The organism is Sphingomonas sp. GW821-FHT03E12, assembly GCF_059420685.1.
Genome location: NZ_JBWKUF010000003.1, coordinates 529,989 through 548,714, shown reverse-complemented (window position 1 = coordinate 548,714; position 18,726 = coordinate 529,989). Strand labels below are relative to the sequence as shown.

General features: G+C 65.8%; 23 protein-coding genes. 10 read left to right on the top strand and 13 right to left on the bottom strand.

Going from position 1 to position 18,726, the window contains the following annotated elements; all coding sequences use genetic code 11:
- Positions 1 to 4 precede the first annotated feature (4 nt).
- The 3 genes from der to AC07TU_RS12345 all read left to right on the top strand — a co-directional run bounded on the left by der (position 5) and on the right by AC07TU_RS12345 (position 2,071).
- Positions 5 to 1,366: a ribosome biogenesis GTPase Der gene (gene der, locus AC07TU_RS12355; RefSeq protein WP_495188195.1), complete on the top strand. Its 1,362-nt coding sequence runs from the start codon at positions 5 to 7 to the stop codon at positions 1,364 to 1,366.
- Complete coding sequence (locus tag AC07TU_RS12350; RefSeq protein WP_495188393.1) at positions 1,362 to 1,571, top strand: sulfurtransferase TusA family protein; 210 nt, start codon at positions 1,362 to 1,364, stop codon at positions 1,569 to 1,571. The genes der and AC07TU_RS12350 overlap by 5 nt, the downstream gene beginning before the upstream one ends.
- 104 nt (positions 1,572 to 1,675) lie before the next feature.
- On the top strand, positions 1,676 to 2,071 hold the full coding sequence (locus AC07TU_RS12345; RefSeq protein ID WP_495188392.1) for an Hpt domain-containing protein: 396 nt from the start codon (positions 1,676 to 1,678) through the stop codon (positions 2,069 to 2,071).
- Positions 2,072 to 2,128: 57 nt separating this feature from the next.
- Here the strand turns inward: AC07TU_RS12345 and bfr are convergent, their stop codons facing one another.
- The 5 genes from bfr to AC07TU_RS12320 form a co-directional block, all read right to left on the bottom strand.
- The gene (gene bfr, locus AC07TU_RS12340) at positions 2,129 to 2,611 is read right to left on the bottom strand and encodes a bacterioferritin (RefSeq protein WP_495188194.1); all 483 of its coding nucleotides are present in this window, start codon (positions 2,609 to 2,611) and stop codon (positions 2,129 to 2,131) included.
- Between the two features lie 111 nt (positions 2,612 to 2,722).
- On the bottom strand, positions 2,723 to 2,893 hold the full coding sequence (locus AC07TU_RS12335) for a (2Fe-2S)-binding protein (protein WP_254292333.1): 171 nt from the start codon (positions 2,891 to 2,893) through the stop codon (positions 2,723 to 2,725).
- Between the two features lie 55 nt (positions 2,894 to 2,948).
- Positions 2,949 to 4,226 (bottom strand): DUF418 domain-containing protein, encoded by a 1,278-nt coding sequence (locus AC07TU_RS12330; protein ID WP_495188193.1) that lies wholly within the window; start codon positions 4,224 to 4,226, stop codon positions 2,949 to 2,951.
- Between the two features lie 48 nt (positions 4,227 to 4,274).
- A complete protein-coding gene (locus AC07TU_RS12325; RefSeq protein WP_495188192.1) occupies positions 4,275 to 4,712 on the bottom strand; it encodes a hypothetical protein in 438 nt (145 codons plus the stop codon).
- A 22-nt stretch (positions 4,713 to 4,734) separates the two neighbouring features.
- A complete protein-coding gene (locus tag AC07TU_RS12320; protein ID WP_495188191.1) occupies positions 4,735 to 5,142 on the bottom strand; it encodes a hypothetical protein in 408 nt (135 codons plus the stop codon).
- Positions 5,143 to 5,327: 185 nt separating this feature from the next.
- Here AC07TU_RS12320 and AC07TU_RS12315 point away from each other — a divergent pair, with 185 nt between their 5' ends.
- Positions 5,328 to 6,860, top strand: coding sequence for a GGDEF domain-containing protein (locus tag AC07TU_RS12315; RefSeq protein ID WP_495188190.1), 1,533 nt, complete (start codon positions 5,328 to 5,330; stop codon positions 6,858 to 6,860).
- A gap of 4 nt (positions 6,861 to 6,864) precedes the next feature.
- Here the strand turns inward: AC07TU_RS12315 and purL are convergent, their stop codons facing one another.
- Positions 6,865 to 9,084, bottom strand: a complete 2,220-nt coding sequence (purL, locus tag AC07TU_RS12310; protein WP_495188189.1) for a phosphoribosylformylglycinamidine synthase subunit PurL — start codon at positions 9,082 to 9,084, stop codon at positions 6,865 to 6,867.
- 91 nt (positions 9,085 to 9,175) lie between these two features.
- Between purL and AC07TU_RS12305 the strand changes: the two genes are divergently transcribed.
- Positions 9,176 to 9,922 carry an energy transducer TonB gene (locus AC07TU_RS12305; protein ID WP_495188188.1) on the top strand — a complete coding sequence of 249 codons (747 nt, stop codon included), beginning with the start codon at positions 9,176 to 9,178 and terminating at the stop codon, positions 9,920 to 9,922.
- 43 nt (positions 9,923 to 9,965) lie between these two features.
- On the top strand, positions 9,966 to 10,337 hold the full coding sequence (locus AC07TU_RS12300) for a PAS domain-containing protein (protein WP_495188187.1): 372 nt from the start codon (positions 9,966 to 9,968) through the stop codon (positions 10,335 to 10,337).
- Here AC07TU_RS12300 and arsC read toward each other — a convergent pair.
- A complete protein-coding gene (gene arsC / locus AC07TU_RS12295) occupies positions 10,334 to 10,669 on the bottom strand; it encodes an arsenate reductase (glutaredoxin) (protein WP_495188186.1) in 336 nt (111 codons plus the stop codon). The genes AC07TU_RS12300 and arsC overlap by 4 nt on opposite strands.
- Positions 10,666 to 11,775: a radical SAM/SPASM domain-containing protein gene (locus tag AC07TU_RS12290; RefSeq protein ID WP_495188185.1), complete on the bottom strand. Its 1,110-nt coding sequence runs from the start codon at positions 11,773 to 11,775 to the stop codon at positions 10,666 to 10,668. Before AC07TU_RS12290 ends, arsC begins: the two co-directional genes overlap by 4 nt.
- A 103-nt stretch (positions 11,776 to 11,878) precedes the next feature.
- Here AC07TU_RS12290 and AC07TU_RS12285 point away from each other — a divergent pair, with 103 nt between their 5' ends.
- Positions 11,879 to 12,790: a cyclase family protein gene (locus tag AC07TU_RS12285; RefSeq protein ID WP_495188184.1), complete on the top strand. Its 912-nt coding sequence runs from the start codon at positions 11,879 to 11,881 to the stop codon at positions 12,788 to 12,790.
- Positions 12,791 to 12,804: 14 nt separating this feature from the next.
- On the opposite strand, the gene AC07TU_RS12280 is transcribed toward AC07TU_RS12285, so the two are convergent.
- The 4 genes from AC07TU_RS12280 to aroQ form a co-directional block, all read right to left on the bottom strand.
- On the bottom strand, positions 12,805 to 13,350 hold the full coding sequence (locus AC07TU_RS12280; RefSeq protein ID WP_495188183.1) for a hypothetical protein: 546 nt from the start codon (positions 13,348 to 13,350) through the stop codon (positions 12,805 to 12,807).
- Complete coding sequence (gene accC / locus AC07TU_RS12275; protein WP_495188182.1) at positions 13,347 to 14,711, bottom strand: acetyl-CoA carboxylase biotin carboxylase subunit; 1,365 nt, start codon at positions 14,709 to 14,711, stop codon at positions 13,347 to 13,349. The genes AC07TU_RS12280 and accC overlap by 4 nt, the downstream gene beginning before the upstream one ends.
- Before the next feature lie 6 nt (positions 14,712 to 14,717).
- Positions 14,718 to 15,197 (bottom strand): acetyl-CoA carboxylase biotin carboxyl carrier protein, encoded by a 480-nt coding sequence (gene accB, locus AC07TU_RS12270; RefSeq protein WP_495188181.1) that lies wholly within the window; start codon positions 15,195 to 15,197, stop codon positions 14,718 to 14,720.
- A gap of 99 nt (positions 15,198 to 15,296) precedes the next feature.
- Positions 15,297 to 15,731, bottom strand: coding sequence for a type II 3-dehydroquinate dehydratase (gene aroQ / locus AC07TU_RS12265; protein ID WP_495188180.1), 435 nt, complete (start codon positions 15,729 to 15,731; stop codon positions 15,297 to 15,299).
- A gap of 63 nt (positions 15,732 to 15,794) precedes the next feature.
- On the opposite strand from aroQ, the gene thiS reads away from it, so the two are divergent.
- Both thiS and AC07TU_RS12255 read left to right on the top strand, forming a co-directional pair.
- Positions 15,795 to 16,805, top strand: coding sequence for a sulfur carrier protein ThiS (gene thiS / locus AC07TU_RS12260; RefSeq protein ID WP_495188179.1), 1,011 nt, complete (start codon positions 15,795 to 15,797; stop codon positions 16,803 to 16,805).
- 13 nt (positions 16,806 to 16,818) lie between these two features.
- The gene (locus AC07TU_RS12255; protein ID WP_495188178.1) at positions 16,819 to 17,517 is read left to right on the top strand and encodes an ankyrin repeat domain-containing protein; all 699 of its coding nucleotides are present in this window, start codon (positions 16,819 to 16,821) and stop codon (positions 17,515 to 17,517) included.
- Between the two features lie 4 nt (positions 17,518 to 17,521).
- On the opposite strand, the gene AC07TU_RS12250 is transcribed toward AC07TU_RS12255, so the two are convergent.
- Positions 17,522 to 18,118, bottom strand: a complete 597-nt coding sequence (locus AC07TU_RS12250; RefSeq protein ID WP_495188177.1) for a class I SAM-dependent DNA methyltransferase — start codon at positions 18,116 to 18,118, stop codon at positions 17,522 to 17,524.
- A 282-nt stretch (positions 18,119 to 18,400) separates the two neighbouring features.
- On the opposite strand from AC07TU_RS12250, the gene AC07TU_RS12245 reads away from it, so the two are divergent.
- A complete protein-coding gene (locus tag AC07TU_RS12245; protein ID WP_495188176.1) occupies positions 18,401 to 18,724 on the top strand; it encodes a helix-turn-helix domain-containing protein in 324 nt (107 codons plus the stop codon).
- Positions 18,725 to 18,726: the final 2 nt, after the last annotated feature.

Sequence of the window (18,726 nt, the reverse complement as noted above, 5' to 3'; positions counted from 1 at the left end):
CAAGATGTCCCGTCCCACCGTAGCAATCATCGGCCGGCCCAATGTCGGCAAATCCACGCTGTTCAACCGTCTTGTCGGGAAGCGCCTGGCGCTGGTCGATGACCAGCCGGGCGTGACCCGCGACCGGCGTGAGGGCGATGCCGAGCTGCTCGGCATACCCTTCCGCATCATCGATACCGCCGGTTTCGAGGACGAGGACGCCGCAAGCTTGCCCGGCCGCATGCGCGTGCAGACCGAAGCCGCGGTGCGCGAGGCGGACGTGGCGTTGTTCATGATCGACGCACGCGCCGGCGTGACCCCGCTGGACGAGGAGGTGGCACGCTGGCTGCGCAGCTCGGGCACGCCCATCGTGCTGCTCGCCAACAAGGCGGAAGGGCGCGCCGCGGAGCCGGGTATCCATGAAGCGATGGCGCTGGGTCTGGGCGACCCGGTACCATTCTCCGCCGAGCATGGCGAAGGCATTGCCGATCTGTTCGAGGCGCTGCTGCCCTTCATCGATCGTGAGGAAGAGGAAGAGGCGGAGGATCCCGACGCGCCGGAGGGACCGCTCAAGCTGGCGGTGGTCGGCCGCCCCAATGCGGGCAAGTCGACGCTCATCAACCGGCTGATCGGGCAGGATCGCCTGATCACCGGCCCGGAGGCGGGAATCACCCGCGATTCGATCGCGATCGAATGGGAATGGGAGGATTTCGAGGGCAATCTACGCCCGGTCCGCCTGATCGATACTGCGGGGATGCGCAAGCGCGCCAAGGTGCAGGAGAAGCTGGAGTCGCTGTCGGTCGCCGACGCGCTGCGCGCGATCGACTTTGCCGAAGTCGTCGTGCTGTTGCTCGATGCGACGCGAGGGCTGGAGGTCCAGGACCTCAAGATCGCCGACAAGGTGCTTCAGGAAGGCCGCGCGCTGGTGATCGCGCTCAACAAATGGGATGTGGCGGAGAACGCTTCCAGCCTGTTCAACGGCGTCAAGGGCGCGCTGGACGAAGGGCTGGCACAGGTGAAGGGCGTGCCGCTGCTCACCGTCTCCGCCGCGACGGGGAAGGGGCTCGACACGCTGATCAAGGTCGCGTTCGAGACACGTGAGGCATGGTCGCGGCGCATCACCACCGGCCAGCTCAACCGCTGGTTCGAGCGCGCGATCGAGGCGAACCCGCCGCCTGCGCCCGGCGGCAAGCGGATCAAGCCGCGCTATGTCACCCAGGCCAAGACCCGGCCGCCGAGCTTCATCCTGTTCGGGACGCGCGTCGACCTGCTGCCCCAGAGCTATGAGCGCTATCTGGTGAACAGCATGCGCAAGGAGTTCGATTTCGGCGCGGTGCCAGTGCGGCTGACGATGCGACCGTCGAAGAATCCGTACGACCGTGATTGAACCGGCGCGGATCGACGCGCGCGGGCTGCGCTGTCCGTGGCCGGCGCTACGGCTGGCGCGGGCGCTGCGCAGCGGGCTGTTGCCGGTCGAGATCCTGGCCGACGACCCGGCCGCCGAGCGCGAGATCCGTGCGCTGGCGGCGGCACGCGGTACCGGCGTCGAGGCGCTCGAAATCGATGGCGATCCTGCGTTTCGCATCGGCTGAATCGTATCGCGTCAACCGGTCGTTTACCGATTTGCCCTTATTCATCATACAGATGGGACCGCATATCGCGGGAGGGTGAATTGGCGGCGGACGATCCGAACAGACTGGTGGACTGGGCCGCGTTCTCGCAGGCACGCACCGAGCTGGGCGCCAATTTCGTGCGTATCCTCGGCTATTTTCATGAGGATGGCGTCAAGTCGGTCGCGCGGATCGAGGAGGCGATGCGCGCGAACAATGCCGCGGCGCTGGTGTTGCCTGCGCATACGCTGAAGGGCGAATCGCATCAGTTCGGTGCCGAACCGCTCGCCGAATGTGCGGCTGCGATCGAGACGATCGCGCGGCACTGTATCGAGAACCGGTACGAGCCGAGCGAGGCGCTGCCGCATGTGGTTGAACTGCGTCCGCTGTTCGAAGCGACGCTGGCGCTGCTGGAGCGCGAGGCGAACCCGCTGGTCGAGCGGCGCCCGGTTTCGGCCTTTGGCCGCCGTCCCGGATTGTAGAGTCCCCTGACTGACGGGACGGCATCATCGCCGTCCCGCCTTTCGTTCCTTCAGAAGTTATTCGGCCTCTTCGGGCTTCGAGTTGAGCTGGATATAGTTCTGGATACCCATGCGTTCGATCATCTCGAACTGGGTTTCCAGCGTATCGACATGCTCTTCCTCGCTGTCGAGGATCTGGCGGAACAGGTCGCGGCTGACATAGTCGCGGACCTTCTCGCTATGCTCGATCGCATCCTTGAGCACGGCGACCGCTTCATACTCCAGGTCGAGATCGGCCTTGAGGATTTCCTCGACCGTCTCGCCGATGCGCAGCCGGCCGAGCAGCTGGAAGTTGGGGAGGCCGTCGAGGAACAGGATGCGCTCCGACACCATGTCGGCGTGCTTCATCTCGTCGATCGACTCGTGCCGCTCGAACTCGGCGAGCTTCTTGACGCCCCAGTGGTTGAGCATGCGGTAGTGCAGCCAATACTGGTTGATCGCGGTGAGCTCGTTCTTGAGCACCTCGTTGAGATAGTCGATGACCTTGGGGTCGCCCTTCATGGCTGTCGTGCCTTCCGTTCTTCTGAAAATCGGGCACGGTTATAGCGCCGAAACGGCGCTTCATACAGCTGAAAAATGGCGGATTTCTGCGGTTTTTCTAAGCTGCGAACGCTACGCAGCTGCACGCTCTGCGTCGATAATGGCTCGCGCAAACGGCACGCACTGACCGCACTTCGCCTGCCGCCCGAGCGCGCGATAAGCCTGGCACGCGCTCATCGCACCGTCACGCGCCGCAGCGCGGACATCCTTCTCGCGGATTGCATTACAGACGCAGACGACCATCGAAACCCTCTCGCAGTTCGCAATAGTTAGGGCGACTGAGAGTGATTCGCAATGGTTATTGCGTTGCGTTCGCAACTGGTCGTGCAAGCGCGCCGCCGGCCATCGGTTGGAAGCTGCCCCGCGCGAGGCTGCGCCAGAGCCATTCGAGCGGGCCATAGGCGAATCGCTCGAGCCAGGGTTTCGACCAGAGCAGCATGCCCGCCCAGACCGCGAAGACGACGAGATAGACCTGGGCGCGCGAAAGTTCGCCATACCAGCCCAGCCCGTAGCCGTAGAAGACCGTGGTGCAGATCAGGCTGGTGGCGAGATAATTGGTGAAGGCCATTCGACCCGCCGCCGCGATCCGCATGGTGAGCCCGCCGCCGGGACGCATCAGCAGGATGATCAGGCTGGCCCAGGCCAGGACCATGAGCGGGCGGACGGGAATGGTGAGGACGATGACCCCGAGCATGACCGAACTCATCGAGAAATCCGAATCGATGATGAGCGCGGCAAGTGCGGCATAGGCCGGGATGCCGACGCCGAATCCGATCAGAACCCAGCGCAGATAACGGCGGCGTTCCCATGAACCGGTAAGCAAGCCGGACCGGAATGCAGCCATGCCGAACAGCATATAGGCCAGCGTCTCGAAGCCGAAGATGAACAGCGAGCCGAGCGGCGCCATGGCAGCGGTCTTGAACCGTTCACGCGCGATTTCCAGCCAGCTCCCGCCATGGGCCGCGACATCCTTCGCCAGCACCGCTTCGCCTGGAATGCCGAACGTGTGCTTGAAGCCCGTGAGCATCTCCCGCGCGTCGCGCGCGGTCTGCGCGTCCGGACTGGCGAGGCCGGCCCTGCCGGATTCGAGGGTCATGAGCATCAGCAGCGCGACGAGAAACTGCAGGACCACAAAGATTATGCCGAAGCCGATCAGGCGCTTCACCGCCGTGTTGCGGAAGAAGAAGGCCAGCATGCCGATGAGCGCATAGTGGTTGAGGATGTCGCCCCACCAGATCAGCCAGCAGTGCAGCAGGCCGAAGACCAGCAGCCAGACCATCCGGGCGTAATGGACGCGCGCCGCGCTCTCTCCCTTTGCGGTCGCGCCTTCGATCACCAGCAGGGTCGAGGCGCCGAATAGGAAGGAGAAGAGCCCGCGCATCTTGCCGTCGAACAGGATGAAGTTGCCGAGCCAGACAGCGAGGTCGAGATCTTCGGACCCGCCAAAGGCGCGGGGGTTCATATAGGCGGACGGGGGCATCGAGAAGGCGATGATGTTGAGGAGCAGGATGCCCATCACGGCCACCCCGCGCACGGTATCGAGCGTCAGGATACGGTCGCGTGTCGTGGCTGCCATCAATTCCCCCTGTTCTCGGCGCTTGCTACCCGGCGCTGTGGCGGGACGCTAGCGCCGAGCGATCAGCGCGATGGGGATACCGACAAGCAGGATGTGGAACAGCAGCTGGCTGGCGATGCCGACGGCGCTGGGGGTGGTGCCGAAGCGGAGCGGCACGACGATCAGGTTCATCGCGACATAGGTGACGAGGCCATAGGCGACGCCCCAATAGACGGGCTGGGCCTTGAGCCGCGGGAGCCGGTTCGCGGCGAGTACGAAGACCGCCGCCATGATGGCCATCAGCGCGAAATGCACTGCCAGGCCGAGCGCAGCACCCGAAGCGCCCCATTGCTTTGCGCCAGGGAACGGGCCGGAAGCGACATAGCGCAGCATCGCATCGATCGGCCGCCCATAGGCGAGCGTCATGCCGACCGCCGCAAGAATATCGAGCGTGCCTGCGACGAGCGCGGCGACGGAAATGCGCTTTGTGGTACTCCAGTTCGACATCATTCCCCCCTTGCGCCCATGTTCAGCGCAGTTCCTTGCGGATCATCAGTTTCAGCCCCGACCAGATAGGGTCCACCGCACAGACCTTCACATCGACAAGCCCGAGCGGCAGCGCGAGTTCGCGGATCACGTCTTCGGTGACGTCGGTATCAACCCCCGCCGCCTTCTTGGGCCAGGAGACCCAGACGAAGCCGCTGGGCGCGATGAGCTGGCGCAGCGCGGACAGTTCGCAATCGAGCCGCGTGCGTTCGGTGACGAAGACATGCGCCGCGTCGATGCCGGCTCCAGGCGCTGCGAGCAGTTCGAGTCCGAGCGAGTCGAGCGCGATCTCGGCGCGGACGCTGGCCGGCATGTCGGCGATGAAGGCACGCATCCCGGGCTTGAAACCGAGCTTCTCGGCGAGCGGAGTGGTGGAGTAGCCGGCGGTCACTTGCTGTCGTTCCTCCCTCAGTCCGTTCAGAAAGTCACAAAGGTCACACCCCTAACGCGCGAGGCCGCTATAATGCTCATGAAGCCGGGCCTGCGATGAAGGTGGCACAGATCGGCTCGGTAGGAAAACCCTAAGCCGGGCTCCCGCTATGCAAGTGTTAACTACGTGGGCATAGAATGGGCTGGATGAGTGCGAGCGCGCCAGAGACGGCAGCCGAGCACGGCACGATCGCCGCCGCGCGCGCAGATGCGGTTGCGGCGCGGCTGGCCATCGCCCTGCCGCTGATCTTCATTCCCGCGCACGCCGCGGTGGCGCTCGGCACGGCGAATCCCATCTTTGCCGGCACGCTGATCTGCGAGACGCTGGCGGCGTTGATCGCGGCGCTGGCCTGTGGCTGGCGGGCGCAGAACAGCAGCGGGCGGGAGCGGCGCGGATGGCTGCTGATCGCAGCCGGCATGCTGTGCTGGAGCCTGGGCGTGGGCGGGCAGTTGCTGGGCGCGCTGACACCGGCCGGCGCGAGCGGGACCGGTGCGATTTCGATGCTGTTGTTCGTGCTCTATGGCGTGCCGCTGGTCTTCCTGCTGGCAAGTCCCGATGGCGACCCGTGGCGGGCGCGTCTGGTGGATGGTTCGCTGGCGATCGTGCTGGGCGGGCTGTTCGGTGCGTTCATCTTCAGCTTCGTCCGGCTCTCCGGCGTGCAGGATGAAGCCGGAGCCGCGACGCTGTCGATGATGTTCGACATCCAGAATGTCTTCATCGCCCTGTTCGCACTGGTCCGTTACCGTGCGAGCGCGAACGAGCATGAACGGCGGCTGTTCGGCACGCTGACGGCCTTTGCCTGGGTCTATGCCGCCGCCGCCGCCTATTATAATCATTTCATCGACGAGACTCTGGGCGCGCTGGTCAGCCTGATCGTCGGGGCTCCGTTCATCCTGCTCGGGGTTCTGGCGCTGCGCAAGCCGCCCCCGCCACGCGCCCAGCCCGAAATCGGGATGTTCGTCCGCGTGGTGCATACCGGCAGCCCGTTGATCCTGCCGCTCAGCCTGCTGGTGCTTTCGGCGGCATTGATCCCGCGTACACCGGCGCTCGCAATCGCCGGCTTCGTCGCCGCGACGCTGGGGTACGGCCTGCGCGCGGTGCTGGCCCAGTTGCATGGCATGGGCGAGCGCGACCGGCTGGCCTTGCTTTCCCAGGTCGATGCGCTGACCGGGCTCCCCAACCGTCGCCAGTTCGACGAGGCATTGCGGCGCGAACTGGTGCGGGCGCGCCGGTCGGGGCAGGGGCTGGCGCTGCTGATGATCGATATCGACCATTTCAAGCTGCTCAACGACACGCTCGGCCATCAGGCCGGCGACGAACGGCTGCGCGACGTGGCGGAGGCGCTGCAGGGCTGTGCAGCGCGCGCGACGGATGTGGTCGCGCGCTATGGCGGCGAGGAATTTGCGGCGATCCTGCCCGGCGCCAGCCCGTCCGAAGCGCTTGCGGTCGCCGAGGCGATGCGCGCCGCGGTGGAGGAACTCGCGCTGTCATCCCCGGCGCCGGACGGACGGGTGACGGTGAGCATCGGTGCTGCACGTCTGACCGAAATCGAGACCGATACCGGACCGCGGCTGATCGAACGTGCCGATGCCGCGCTCTATGATTCCAAGCGCGCCGGCCGGAACCGCGTGACCGCGGCCTGGCCGGTGGATGAATCCGTGCGCTCGGTGGGGAGCTAGACGCTCACGCCATTGCCGCGTCCGGCCCCATCAGCGCCGGGAAGAAGCCTTCATGTGCCGTGCGAAGCGTGTCGAGCGACACGCACCAGTCGCCTTCGTCCAGCTCGAAGATCAACCGGTCCTTGATCGTGCGGCCCATCGGATCGGCGGGGACGTCGGCTTCGGCGGCTGCGGTGAGGAATTCGGTCAGCGCCTCGTCGGGAACGGTGACGAGGTAGAGGCCCTGGTCCTCGCCGAAGAACGATCCGGCGACGCCGAACGGCTGCGCCTGATCGATCATCGCGCCGATGCCCGATGCCAGCGCCATTTCGGCGAGGGTGACGGCAACGCCGCCGTCCGACACGTCATGGACCGCATTGACGAGACCGCGGCCGATCATAGCGCGGACGAAATCGCCGGTGCGCTTCTCGGCCTTGAGATCGACAGGCGGGGGCGGTCCTTCCTCGCGGCCATGGATTTCGCGCAGCCAGATCGACTGGCCGAGATGGCCGCCGCGCTCGCCGACCGCGATGATCGCGTCGCCGGTCGCCTTGAAACCGATGGTCATCGACTTGGACCAGTCGGCGAGGATGCCGACACCGCCGATCGCGGGGGTGGGGAGGATCGCCGAGCCGCCGCCGGTGGCCTTGCTCTCGTTGTAGAGCGAGACGTTGCCCGACACGATCGGGAAGTCGAGCGCGCGGCAGGCGTCGCCCATACCCTCGAGGCAGCCGACGATCTGGCCCATGATCTCCGGGCGCTGCGGATTGGCGAAGTTGAGGCAGTTGGTGATCGCGAGCGGGGTCGCGCCGACGCTGGTCAGGTTGCGCCACGCTTCGGCCACCGCCTGCTTGCCACCCTCGACCGGGTCGGCGAAGCAGTAGCGCGGGGTGCAATCGGTGGTGATCGCCAGCCCCTTTTGCGTGTCATGGACGCGGACCACCGCGGCGTCGCCGCCGGGGCGCTGGACGGTGTCGGCGCCGACCATGTGGTCATACTGCTCCCAGATCCAGCGGCGCGAGGCGATGTCGGGCGAGCCCATCAGTTTGACCAGATCGGTGACGATGTCGGCGCTTTCCGGCTCGGCCGAGATTTCGGCGGGCTTGGGCGTCGGCACGTGCGGACGATCGTAGAGCGGCGCTTCGTCGGCCAGCGGCGCGAGCGGGATATCGGCGACGGTATCGCCCTTCCACTTGAGCACCATGCGGCCGGTGTCGGTGACGTGGCCGATGACGGCGAAGTCGAGCTCCCACTTGCGGAAGATCGCTTCGGCGAACGCCTCGCGGCCCGGCTTGAGCACCATGAGCATGCGCTCCTGGCTCTCCGACAGCATCATCTCATACGGCGTCATGCCGGTTTCGCGCTGCGGCACGTCGTCCATGATCAGCTCGATGCCGACGCCGCCCTTGGACGCCATCTCGACCGAGGACGAGGTGAGGCCGGCAGCGCCCATATCCTGGATCGCGACGATCGCGTCGGAGGCCATGAGCTCGAGGCACGCCTCGATCAGCAGCTTTTCGGTGAAGGGATCGCCGACCTGGACGGTCGGGCGCTTGGCATCGGCATCCTCGCCGAAATCCGCGCTCGCCATGGTCGCGCCGTGAATGCCGTCGCGGCCGGTCTTCGAACCGACATAGACGATCGGGTTGCCGACGCCCGACGCGGCCGAATAGAAGATCTTGTCTGTCTGGGCGACGCCCACGGTCATCGCGTTGACCAGGATGTTGCCGTCATAGGCCTTGTGGAAATTGACCTCGCCGCCGACGGTCGGGACGCCGACGCAATTGCCGTAGCCGCCGATGCCATGGACCACGCCGGCGATGAGATGCTTCATCTTGGGGTGATCGGGGCGGCCGAAGCGCAGCGCGTTCATGTTCGCGACCGGGCGTGCGCCCATGGTGAACACGTCACGCAGGATGCCGCCGACGCCGGTCGCCGCACCCTGATAGGGCTCGATGTAGGACGGGTGGTTGTGGCTCTCCATCTTGAAGATGGCGGCCTGACCGTCGCCGATATCGATGACGCCGGCATTCTCGCCGGGGCCGCAGATCACCCAGGGCGCCTCGGTCGGCAGCTTCTTCAGGTGGATGCGGCTCGACTTGTAGCTGCAATGCTCGGACCACATGACCGAGAAGATGCCCAGCTCAGTGAGATTGGGCTCGCGGCCCATCGCGTGCAGGACGCGCTCATATTCCTCGGGGGACAGGCCGTGTTCGGCGACGATCTCGGGCGTGATCTGAGTCATGGCCGCGCGCATAGCGAGGCGCGTCGCGTTCGTCACCCCCACGGAAAGCGCCGGTTCATGCGATTTGTGCGTTTAGGCGGACATGACGGCGATGACGCTCTCGAGTCCGCGCGAACGGGCGGGCGGCGCAATGGCGGCGCTGGCGGTGACCTGCGCGCTGGGCGCGGTGCTGGTGCTCGGGCTGGCGGTGCACCAACGGCTGGCAGGGAATGAGCCGGACGTGGCGCTGTTCGACATCCTTCCCGACCCCGAACCCAAGGCGAAGGTGGAGCGGATGCCCGAGCGCAATACGCGGCCGTCCGGAGAGGCTGCGCCACCGAACCTGCGATCCCGCGCCACAGAGGTGGCGGCGCCCAAGCCGGTCGTGCCGATCGTGATCCCACCGCTGGTGATCGCGGCGGAGAAGCCGGCGGATGCGGCCGAGGCGACGAGCGGCGCGGCAGAGGTGGCCGGGCCGGGAACGGGTGCGGGCGGTCAGGGGAATGGCTTTGGCGGTGGCGGGAGCGGCGATGGCGACGGCGCGGGCGATCCCGACGCCACGCCCCCGATCCAGACGCGCGGGCGTATCCGCGACTCGGATTATCCCGAGGATCTGGCCGATGCGGGGATCGGTGGCAGGGTAACGGTGTTGTTCCTGGTCCAGACCGACGGGCGTGTGCCCGAATGCGATGTCGTAGGATCGAGCGGTATCCCGCGACTCGACGCGCTGACCTGTCGGCTGATCCGCGAGCGGTTCCGCTTCCGCCCCTCACGCGACGGCAGGGGGCGCCCCGTCCCGGCGCTGGTGCGCGAATCGCATGAATGGGTGTTCGAGCGTCTCCCGCCCGAACGGGAGTGAGCCGCTAACTGGACTTTAGGCCTTCTGATGCTAACGCGAACATATGCACGGGACACGCGATCCGCAGGCGCAGGTGATGCCGATTCAGGCCGCCTGGCAATGCGACCTGCGCGATGATTCGCTGACCTGGAGCGATGGGGTCTACGACCTGTTCGGATTGCCCCGCGGGAGTCCGCTGGAGCGCGATGCGATCGTCGCCATGTATCTGCCCGAGTCGCAGGAAGAGCTGGCCCGGTTGCGCAGCGCGGCGATTGCGGCGTGCGGGAGCTTTACCTTCGAAGCACAAATCCGCCGGGCGGACGGCGCGATGCGCTGGATGCGGATCACCGCCGACGTCGTGACCGAGAACGGCGTCGCGCGCTATCTCTACGGAACCAAGATCGACGTCACCGACGAGATGAAAGGCGCCGGTTAAAGGATTTCGCGGATCGCCTCGGGAGGGCGGCCGAGGCGGACGCCCTTTTCGGTCTCGACCAGCGGGCGTTCGATCAGGATCGGGTCGGCGGCCATCGCATCGAGGATGGCGTCGTCGCTTGCGTCTTTCAGCGCCTTGGCGCCGTCCTCGGCCTTGCGCAGCCCGTCGCGGGGCGAGATGCCGGCCCTGGCATAGAGCCGGGCGAGCTCGTCGCGCGACGGCGGGGTCTTCAAATACTCGACCACCGTGACCTCGGCACCGGCATCATTGAGCAGCGCCAGCGCCTCACGCGACTTGGAGCAACGCGGATTATGATAGATCGTGGCTTTCATTGCGCTTCCCATTCGCCCAGCCGCGAAGGCGTGGCAAACAGTTTCGGGCACCCCTCGCAGAAGCAGCCGGCAACCTTGTCGCCGGCGGCGGCCGGATTGCGCATGATGCGTCGCAGGCGGCGGTAGGATTCGCCGTTCCAGATCTCGCGCAACGGGGTCTCGAAGACATTGCCCAGGGCGCGGGGATCGCCTTCGCTATATTGCTGGGCCTCCTGCCATTTGCAGCACGGTATGACGTCGCCGTCATATTTGATCACGGCGCCGCTATAGGGCCAATGGCAATGCGGGATCAGTGCCGTTCCCTTCGGAGCGCCGGGGTTTGCGACGTCGCAATCGGTGTCGACCGCATTGTACAGATCGCCGTCCACGTCGAAATAGATGCCGTCATAGGACGAATAGGTTTCGGCGCCGAGTGCGCGAGCGAGTTCCTCCACCCGCTTGCCCTCGTCAGGCGGATGATGCGGGTGACGGAGATACTGAACCTCGATTACCGGCGTATCGCGCTGGAGCGCACGCTTGGTTTCGGCGATCCGGCGGAGGTTCTCCAGCACCCATTCGAGCCGCCCGCGAACGCGGGTGACGGCATAGACATCCTGGGTCGCGCCATCGACCGTCACGGTGAGGTGGCTCAGGCCCGACTCCACGATGGCCGCGAGCTTCTCGTCCGTCAGTCGGTAGCTGAAATGGGTCGAGGCGTGGGTCGACAGACCGGCGTCGCTTGCGATCCTGACCAGTCCGGCGAAGTCCGGATGGGTTAGCGGGTCGCCGTAATAATAGAGGCTAACCGCCATTGCATGGTCGCGAATCTCGGCGATGATGCCGGCGAATTGCTCGCGGGTCATGCGCTGACGCGCGTGGAACGACTGACGGTCGAGCAGGGGCCGGTTGCGTCCGGCCGGATTGGCGTGGAGACAGGCGGGGCAGGCGAGCGCGCAGACCGGGGAGATGTCGATCTTCACCATCGGCGGGAGCGATCCTGCCCGCTCTCGCTGCAAGGCAAGCGCCGTTCCGGACCGGATCAGGTTGAGCGCCGCGGTCCAGGAGACACGGCCGTGCAACCAGGCGAGTCGACGGCGTATCTGACGCGCGGTGCCGAGAACGCTCATATAACGATAGTAATATGGTGGAGCGTTTGAGCGGCAACGGCGCTTTGGGATAGGAAGAGCGCGGCAGCACCGCTTTTACGGATAGGTGGGTGAGGGAGTGGCGATGACGGAAAAGCGGGTGTGCTTCGATTTCGAGGTGAGCTTCACCAATGGCGGCGGGGTGCAGGGGCAGGATTTCCGGCTGGATATCGAGGGCGACGACATCGATGACGCCGAGCTGGCCCGTTACGTGATCGCCGACCTGCGCCTGCTGATGGTGGGCGAGGTGCGTATCCTCAACAAGCGGATCATCGAGGAGCGCCACAAGCGTGGCGAACTCGCGGCGGCTGTGGCCGCCACTCCGGCAGCGCGGCTGATCGACCTCAGCCATGTGATCGAGGCTGGGATGATCACCTACAAGGGCCTGCCCGCGCCGCTGATCTGCGACCATCTGTCGCGCGAGGCGTCACGTGGCGTCTATGCCGAGGGGACCGAGTTCCAGATCGGCCGGATCGAGATGGTCGGCAACACCGGCACCTATCTCGACACCCCCTATCACCGCTACGCCGACGGGCATGACCTGGCCGACCTGCCGCTGGCGCGGGTGGCGGATTGCGAGGGCGTCGTGGTGCGCGTGGAGGGCGCGGCGGACCGGGCGATCGACTGGGCGGCGTTCGCCGCCAGCGAGGTCCGCGACAAGGCGGTGCTGGTGCACACAGGATGGGACCGGCACTGGCGCACCGACCAGTATTTCGAGGGGCATCCGCATCTGACCGAGGCGGCGGCGGTCTATCTGCGCGATCAGGGCGCGCGGCTGGTCGGGATCGATTCGTTCAATATCGACGACGTTTCAACGAATACGCGGCCGGTCCACAGCGTGTTGCTGGGCGCGGGCATACCGATCGTCGAGCATATGACGCGGCTGAGCGATCTGCCGGCGAGCGGATTCCGCTTCTCTGCGGTCCCGCCGAAGGTGCGGCATATGGGGACGTTTCCGGTGCGGCCCTGGGCGATCTTGCCGGCTGGCGATGCCTAGTCGACGCCCGGCCTTCACGGTTCGACGGGCTTTCCGGTGCGCCATTCAGCAAGCGCATTGCGATATTCACGCGATGCCTTGAGGCGCGGCAGATAGCGGATCGGGCGCTTGCTGGCATAGGGCAGGGTGACCCCGCTCAGCGTGCCGCGGACCCCGCAGTAGTTGGGGGAGCAGCGCGTCAACTCGCCATCGTCGATCGACAATGACCTGCCTGCGTGCCGGATGGTAAGCACACAACGCCCATCGTTGCGGAAGGCCGGGCGCGGATCGCGATAGACGAGGGCGTCGCCCTCGGCTCGGGCCACACCGTAAATTGCACAATAATGCGCATTGGTGAAATCGAGATGCACCCGAACATAGGCGGTGCGCGGGGCGATCGGGACGATCTCGACCACGTCTTCGCCGGTGTACGGCTTCGACTCATAACCGACGATATGAAGCTGCGATTGCTTGTAATATCGCCCGGCAAGGGTCTGCGCGGGATCCGGCGCGGAAGCACCGGTCGCAAGCAACGGAAGAACGAGCGCCGGCCCGAAGAGCAGCCGGCGCCCCGGATTCACGCGGCGTCGCCCTGCTTGGCGAGCCACTCTTCGAGCCACTTGATCGTATAGTCGCCCTGCTGGAACTGCGGATCGTCGAGCAGCGCCTGATGGAGCGGGATGGTGGTCTTCATCCCGTCGCCCTCGATCACGAATTCCTCGAGTGCGCGGCGCAGGCGGCGGAGCGCGCCCTGGCGGGTGGTGCCATAGACGATCAGCTTGGCGATCATGCTGTCGTAATAGGGCGGCACCTTGTAGCCCGAGTAGAGCCCGCTATCGACGCGGACGTTCATGCCGCCCGGCGCGTGATACTGGCTCACCCGGCCCGGCGAGGGCGCGAAGGTGCGCGGATCTTCCGCATTGATGCGGCATTCGATCGCGTGGCCGCGGAACTGGACATCCTGCTGGCGCAGGGTCAGCGGATGGCCCTCGGCGATGCGGATCTGTTCGCGGACGAGGTCGAGGCCGGTGATCGCTTCGGTCACCGGATGCTCGACCTGGAGGCGCGTGTTCATCTCGATGAAGTAGAACTCGCCATTTTCCCACAGGAACTCGATCGTGCCTGCGCCGCGATAGCCCATATCGGCCATCGCCTTGGCGCAGATGCCGCCGATGCGGTCGCGTTCCTCGGCCGAGAGGACCGGGGAGGGGGCTTCTTCGAGCACCTTCTGGTGGCGGCGCTGGAGCGAGCAGTCGCGCTCGCCCAGATGGATGGCATTGCCATTGCCGTCGCCGAACACCTGGATTTCGATGTGGCGCGGATTGCCGAGATATTTTTCGAGATAGACGGTGGCGTCGCCGAACGCGGCCTTCGCCTCGCTGCCCGCCTGCTGCATCAGCGTCTCGAACTGGTCGGGGTCGGTGCAGACCTTCATCCCGCGACCGCCGCCGCCGGACGCAGCCTTGATGATCACCGGATAACCGATCTCGGCCGCGAGCTTCTTGGCTTCCTCGACGTCGCTGATCGCGCCATCCGAGCCGGGGACGAGCGGCAGGCCGAGCGCGCCGGCGGTGCGCTTGGCCTCAACCTTGTCGCCCATGGTCCGGATATGCTCGGGCTTCGGGCCGACGAAGATCAGGTTATGCAGCTCGACGATCTCGGCGAACTTGGCGTTTTCCGAGAGGAAGCCATAGCCGGGATGGATCGCATCGGCGCCCGAGATTTCGGCGGCCGAGATGATGTTGGGGATGTTGAGGTACGAATCGGCCGCCGCGGGCGGCCCGATGCAGACGGCCTGATCGGCGAGGCGGACATGCATCGCGTCCGCATCGGCGGTCGAGTGGACCGCAACCGTCTTGATCCCCATTTCATGGCATGCGCGATGGATGCGCAAAGCGATCTCGCCGCGATTGGCGATCAGGAGCTTCTTGATCTCGGGCAAAGTGCGTTACTCGACCACGACGAGCGGCTGGTCGAACTCGACCGGCTGGCCGTTCTCGATCAGGATCGCCTTGACCGTGCCGCCATGCGGCGCGGCGATCGGGTTCATCACCTTCATCGCCTCGACGATCACCAGCGTGTCGCCGGCCTTGACCTGGCTGCCCACCGCGATGAACGGCTTGGCGCCCGGCTCGGCCGCGAGATAGGCGGTGCCGACCATCGGCGACTTGACCGCATTCTCATGCGCTGGGGTGATCGACGCCGGGTCCGACGGCATCGACGCCGGCGCGGCGGCGAGCGGCGCTGCGGCGACCGGAGCGGGCGCGGCATAGGCAACCGGCGCAGCGCTGACCTTGCGCGCCACGCGAACCTTGCGGTCGCCGTCCTCGACCTCGATTTCGGTCAGGTTGGTTTCGTCGAGCACTGCGGCGAGCTGGCGCACCAGCTCGATGTCCACGTGCATGTTCTTTTTGTTCTCTTCGCTCATGCGACCTCGAAAATCAGAGCGGCCACTTAGTTTATCTAGGCCTGCTTGGAAACGCGCCTCTTAGTGAAGATGAACCCGCTTGCAAACGGGTCCTGGCCGTCAGAGGCGCGCGGCGGCTTCAAGCGCAAGCAGATACGAAAGCGCGCCGAACCCGGCGATCGTTCCTTTAGCGGCACGGCCGACATAGCTCAAATGACGGAATTCCTCGCGGGCGTGCGGGTTCGACAGATGCACCTCGATCACCGGGGTGCGGATCGACTTGATACAGTCGTGCAGCGCGATCGATGTGTGCGTGAAGGCGCCGGCGTTGAGCAGCACGGCCTTGGCGTCGCGGGCCTGCGCCTCGTGCATCCAGTCGACAAGGTGACCCTCGTGATTCGACTGGCGCATGTCGATCGTGAGGCCGAGTTCGCGACCGCGATCCTCGAGCATCCCGGCGATGTCGTCGAGCGTGTCCGAGCCGTAGATTTCCGGTTCGCGCGTGCCGAGCAGGTTCAGGTTCGGCCCGTTGAGTACGTAAATCGTATCCGTCATGCCGACTCCCGCATTTGAGCTTTTGCGCCAGTCCCTATATCGCGCCCCGGCGAAAGGACCAGCATGCAGACTCACAGCGACGGCACGATCACCATCACGGTCAATGGCGAGCATCGCCGCGTTGCGGGCGGTCTCACGCTCGCGCAGCTTGCGGGCGAGCTGGGGCTGGCGCCCGAGAAAGTCGCGGTCGAGCGCAATCTGGAGGTTGTGCCGCGGTCGACGCTGGCGCAGGTGCTGGTCGAGGATGGCGACGAGATCGAGATCGTGCATTTTGTCGGCGGTGGCGATCATGCAGCGTCGGTCAGCGACGACAGCTGGACTGTCGCGGGCAAGACCTTCCGCTCGCGCCTGATCGTCGGGACCGGCAAGTACAAGGATTTCGAGCAGAATGCGGCGGCGGTCGAGGCTTCGGGCGCCGAGATCGTGACGGTGGCGGTGCGCCGGGTGAATGTCAGCGATCCCAACGCGCCGATGCTGACCGACTATATCGATCCCAAGAAGATCACCTATCTGCCCAACACCGCGGGATGTTTCGACGCGGAGAGCGCGATCCGTACGCTGCGCCTGGCGCGCGAGGCGGGTGGCTGGGAGCTGGTCAAGCTCGAGGTGCTGGGCGAAGCCAAGACGCTGTACCCCGACATGGTCGAGACGCTGCGCGCGACCGAGATTCTCGCCAATGAAGGTTTCAAGCCGATGGTCTATTGCGTCGATGATCCGATCGCCGCGAAGCGGCTGGAGGATGCGGGCGCGGTCGCGATCATGCCGCTGGGCGCGCCGATCGGATCGGGGCTGGGCATCCAGAACCTCGTCACCATCCGCCTGATCGTCGAGGGTGCCACGGTGCCGGTGCTGGTCGATGCCGGCGTCGGTACGGCGAGCGACGCGGCGGTGGCGATGGAACTGGGCTGCGACGGCGTGCTGATGAACACCGCGATCGCCGAGGCGAAGGATCCGATCCTGATGGCGCGTGCAATGCGGCTGGCGGTCGAAAGCGGAAGGCTGGCCTATCTGTCGGGGCGGATGGGCAAAAGGCGCTATGCCGATCCGAGCTCGCCGCTGGCGGGACTGATCTAGAACGGAGGCTGCGATGGTTTCCAAGACGAGCTTGATCGAGAGCGTCCGGAACCATCGCTGGCGGGAAGTTGCTCAGGATCTGGCGGCGCGGCCCGACCTGCTGGCGGTGCGCGGCGACAAGGGGCGGGGATGGCTGCATCTGGCATGCATGACACCGCCGGGCGCGGATCCGGCGGACAGCATCCGGCTGGCGGACGTGCTGCTCGATCTTGGCCTTGAGATCGACGATGCGGCGTTCACAGAGGGCGAGTGGCAGGCGACGCCGCTATGGCATGCGATCAGCCGCGGGCGAAATCTCGCGCTTGCCGCGCATCTGCTCAAGCGCGGTGCCAATCCCGACTTCTGCCTGTTCGCGGCGGCGTGGAACGAGGACAATGTGGCGATCCACCTGTTGCTCGACCATGGCGCGAACATCGAGGAAGGCGCCGGACGCGGTGAGACGCCGCTGATCGGCGCGATTTCGTGGAGCAAGTTCGAAGCGGCCGAAGCGCTGCTGGCGCGAGGCGCCAATCCGGATGCGGTGGACTCGGGCGGCCGGACCGCGTTGCATCTGATGCTTCGCAAGGCCAGCGCGCCGGCGCATTTCGAGATGTTCGTGCGCCACGGTGCGCGCGGCGATATCGCCGATCGCGACGGAAACACGGCCATCGCGCTGCTGAAGCGCAAGCGTGACGCGCGTTATCGCGAGATCGCGGAGCGGCTGGCCGCCTAGGCGATCAGGCCTTTCCCACCAGCCAGACGGTCATGCCGCCGCAATCGGGATCCTCGATGCGGTGGGCGATCACGGCAAGGCCGCTGCTGGCGAACAGGGCGCGATATTCGGCGGGAGCGAGGCTGGCGTGGAACAGTTCCTCGCCCTCGAACTCGCCGATTGCCGTGCCGTGCGCGGGACCGGTGTTGAACAGGGCGACGCCGCCGCGCTTGAGCCAGACGGCGATGCGCGGGATCAGCTTCTCCTGCCATTCGACATCGAGGTGGAAGAGGCTGCTCCACGCGATGATGCCGTCATAGGCGTTGGATTCGGCGCCGAACTTGCGCATGTCCGCCTCGAACCAGCGATGACGCGGAAAGCGGGTGCGGGCGAGCTGGATCATGGCGGGCGCGATATCGACGCCGGTGACATGCAGGCCGCGGTCGATCAGGTAGCGCGCGACCGGTTCCCCGCCGCCGCAGCCCAGGTCGAGCAATGCGCCATCCTTGGGGATATGGCGGATGAAACGGTCGAGCCAGAGGCGCTCGGGAAAATTGCGGCGGCGCGCGGCGTCAAAGGCATGTGCGTGGCGTTGATAGAGTTCGGCTATCCGGTCGGGCATCATGTGCTGTCCTGGTTTTCCGCGCGCTCTTCCTGAACCCCTGCATCGCTCATCGGCCAGCCACCTCGATCCGATTGCGCGCGGCGCGATCATGGGCGAGATTCAAGCGAAGATCAAAATGAGTATGCGGGGACGCAGCAAAGGCAGGATTCAGCCGATTCCTGCGGGAAGCGGCCCTTTTTCATGGACGGGCCGATTCGACTCGTTAACTTTCGTTGTGCATTATCCTGTTTCGGGCCGGGCTTTTCCCGGCGCAAGTCAGCCATCCGGGGGGCTCGACTCGTGATCAACACCGTTGCCGAACATCCTGTTCTTCCCTTCGCTCAAGGCGAGTGGCGCGTCGAACCGCGCGGCAGTCTGGGCTACGTCCTCGCACAGGCGCGTCGCGAGCGCGAAATGACGATCGAGCAGATCGCCGCACAGACGCGTGTGCCGATCCGCTATCTTCACGCGATCGAGGATGAGCAGTTCGATATCATCCCCGGGCGGATCTACGCCAAGGGCTTCGTCAAGGCGTTCGCGCGCTCGGTCGGGCTGTGCGAGCGCTGGGCAAGCGAGGCGGTCACGGAAGCGATCGCCGAGAAGCGGGCGCTGGTCGCGGCCTGACG

Coding starts and splice junctions, on each gene's coding strand:
- der (WP_495188195.1), top strand. CDS start 5: ATGTCCCGTCCCACCGTAGCAATCATCGGCCGGCCCAATGTCGGCAAA.
- bfr (WP_495188194.1), bottom strand. CDS start 2,611: ATGAAGGGCGACCCCAAGGTCATCGACTATCTCAACGAGGTGCTCAAG.
- AC07TU_RS12335 (WP_254292333.1), bottom strand. CDS start 2,893: ATGGTCGTCTGCGTCTGTAATGCAATCCGCGAGAAGGATGTCCGCGCT.
- AC07TU_RS12330 (WP_495188193.1), bottom strand. CDS start 4,226: ATGGCAGCCACGACACGCGACCGTATCCTGACGCTCGATACCGTGCGC.
- AC07TU_RS12325 (WP_495188192.1), bottom strand. CDS start 4,712: ATGTCGAACTGGAGTACCACAAAGCGCATTTCCGTCGCCGCGCTCGTC.
- AC07TU_RS12315 (WP_495188190.1), top strand. CDS start 5,328: ATGAGTGCGAGCGCGCCAGAGACGGCAGCCGAGCACGGCACGATCGCC.
- purL (WP_495188189.1), bottom strand. CDS start 9,084: ATGACTCAGATCACGCCCGAGATCGTCGCCGAACACGGCCTGTCCCCC.
- AC07TU_RS12305 (WP_495188188.1), top strand. CDS start 9,176: ATGACGCTCTCGAGTCCGCGCGAACGGGCGGGCGGCGCAATGGCGGCG.
- AC07TU_RS12300 (WP_495188187.1), top strand. CDS start 9,966: ATGCACGGGACACGCGATCCGCAGGCGCAGGTGATGCCGATTCAGGCC.
- arsC (WP_495188186.1), bottom strand. CDS start 10,669: ATGAAAGCCACGATCTATCATAATCCGCGTTGCTCCAAGTCGCGTGAG.
- AC07TU_RS12290 (WP_495188185.1), bottom strand. CDS start 11,775: ATGAGCGTTCTCGGCACCGCGCGTCAGATACGCCGTCGACTCGCCTGG.
- AC07TU_RS12285 (WP_495188184.1), top strand. CDS start 11,879: ATGACGGAAAAGCGGGTGTGCTTCGATTTCGAGGTGAGCTTCACCAAT.
- accB (WP_495188181.1), bottom strand. CDS start 15,197: ATGAGCGAAGAGAACAAAAAGAACATGCACGTGGACATCGAGCTGGTG.
- aroQ (WP_495188180.1), bottom strand. CDS start 15,731: ATGACGGATACGATTTACGTACTCAACGGGCCGAACCTGAACCTGCTC.
- thiS (WP_495188179.1), top strand. CDS start 15,795: ATGCAGACTCACAGCGACGGCACGATCACCATCACGGTCAATGGCGAG.
- AC07TU_RS12255 (WP_495188178.1), top strand. CDS start 16,819: ATGGTTTCCAAGACGAGCTTGATCGAGAGCGTCCGGAACCATCGCTGG.
- AC07TU_RS12250 (WP_495188177.1), bottom strand. CDS start 18,118: ATGCCCGACCGGATAGCCGAACTCTATCAACGCCACGCACATGCCTTT.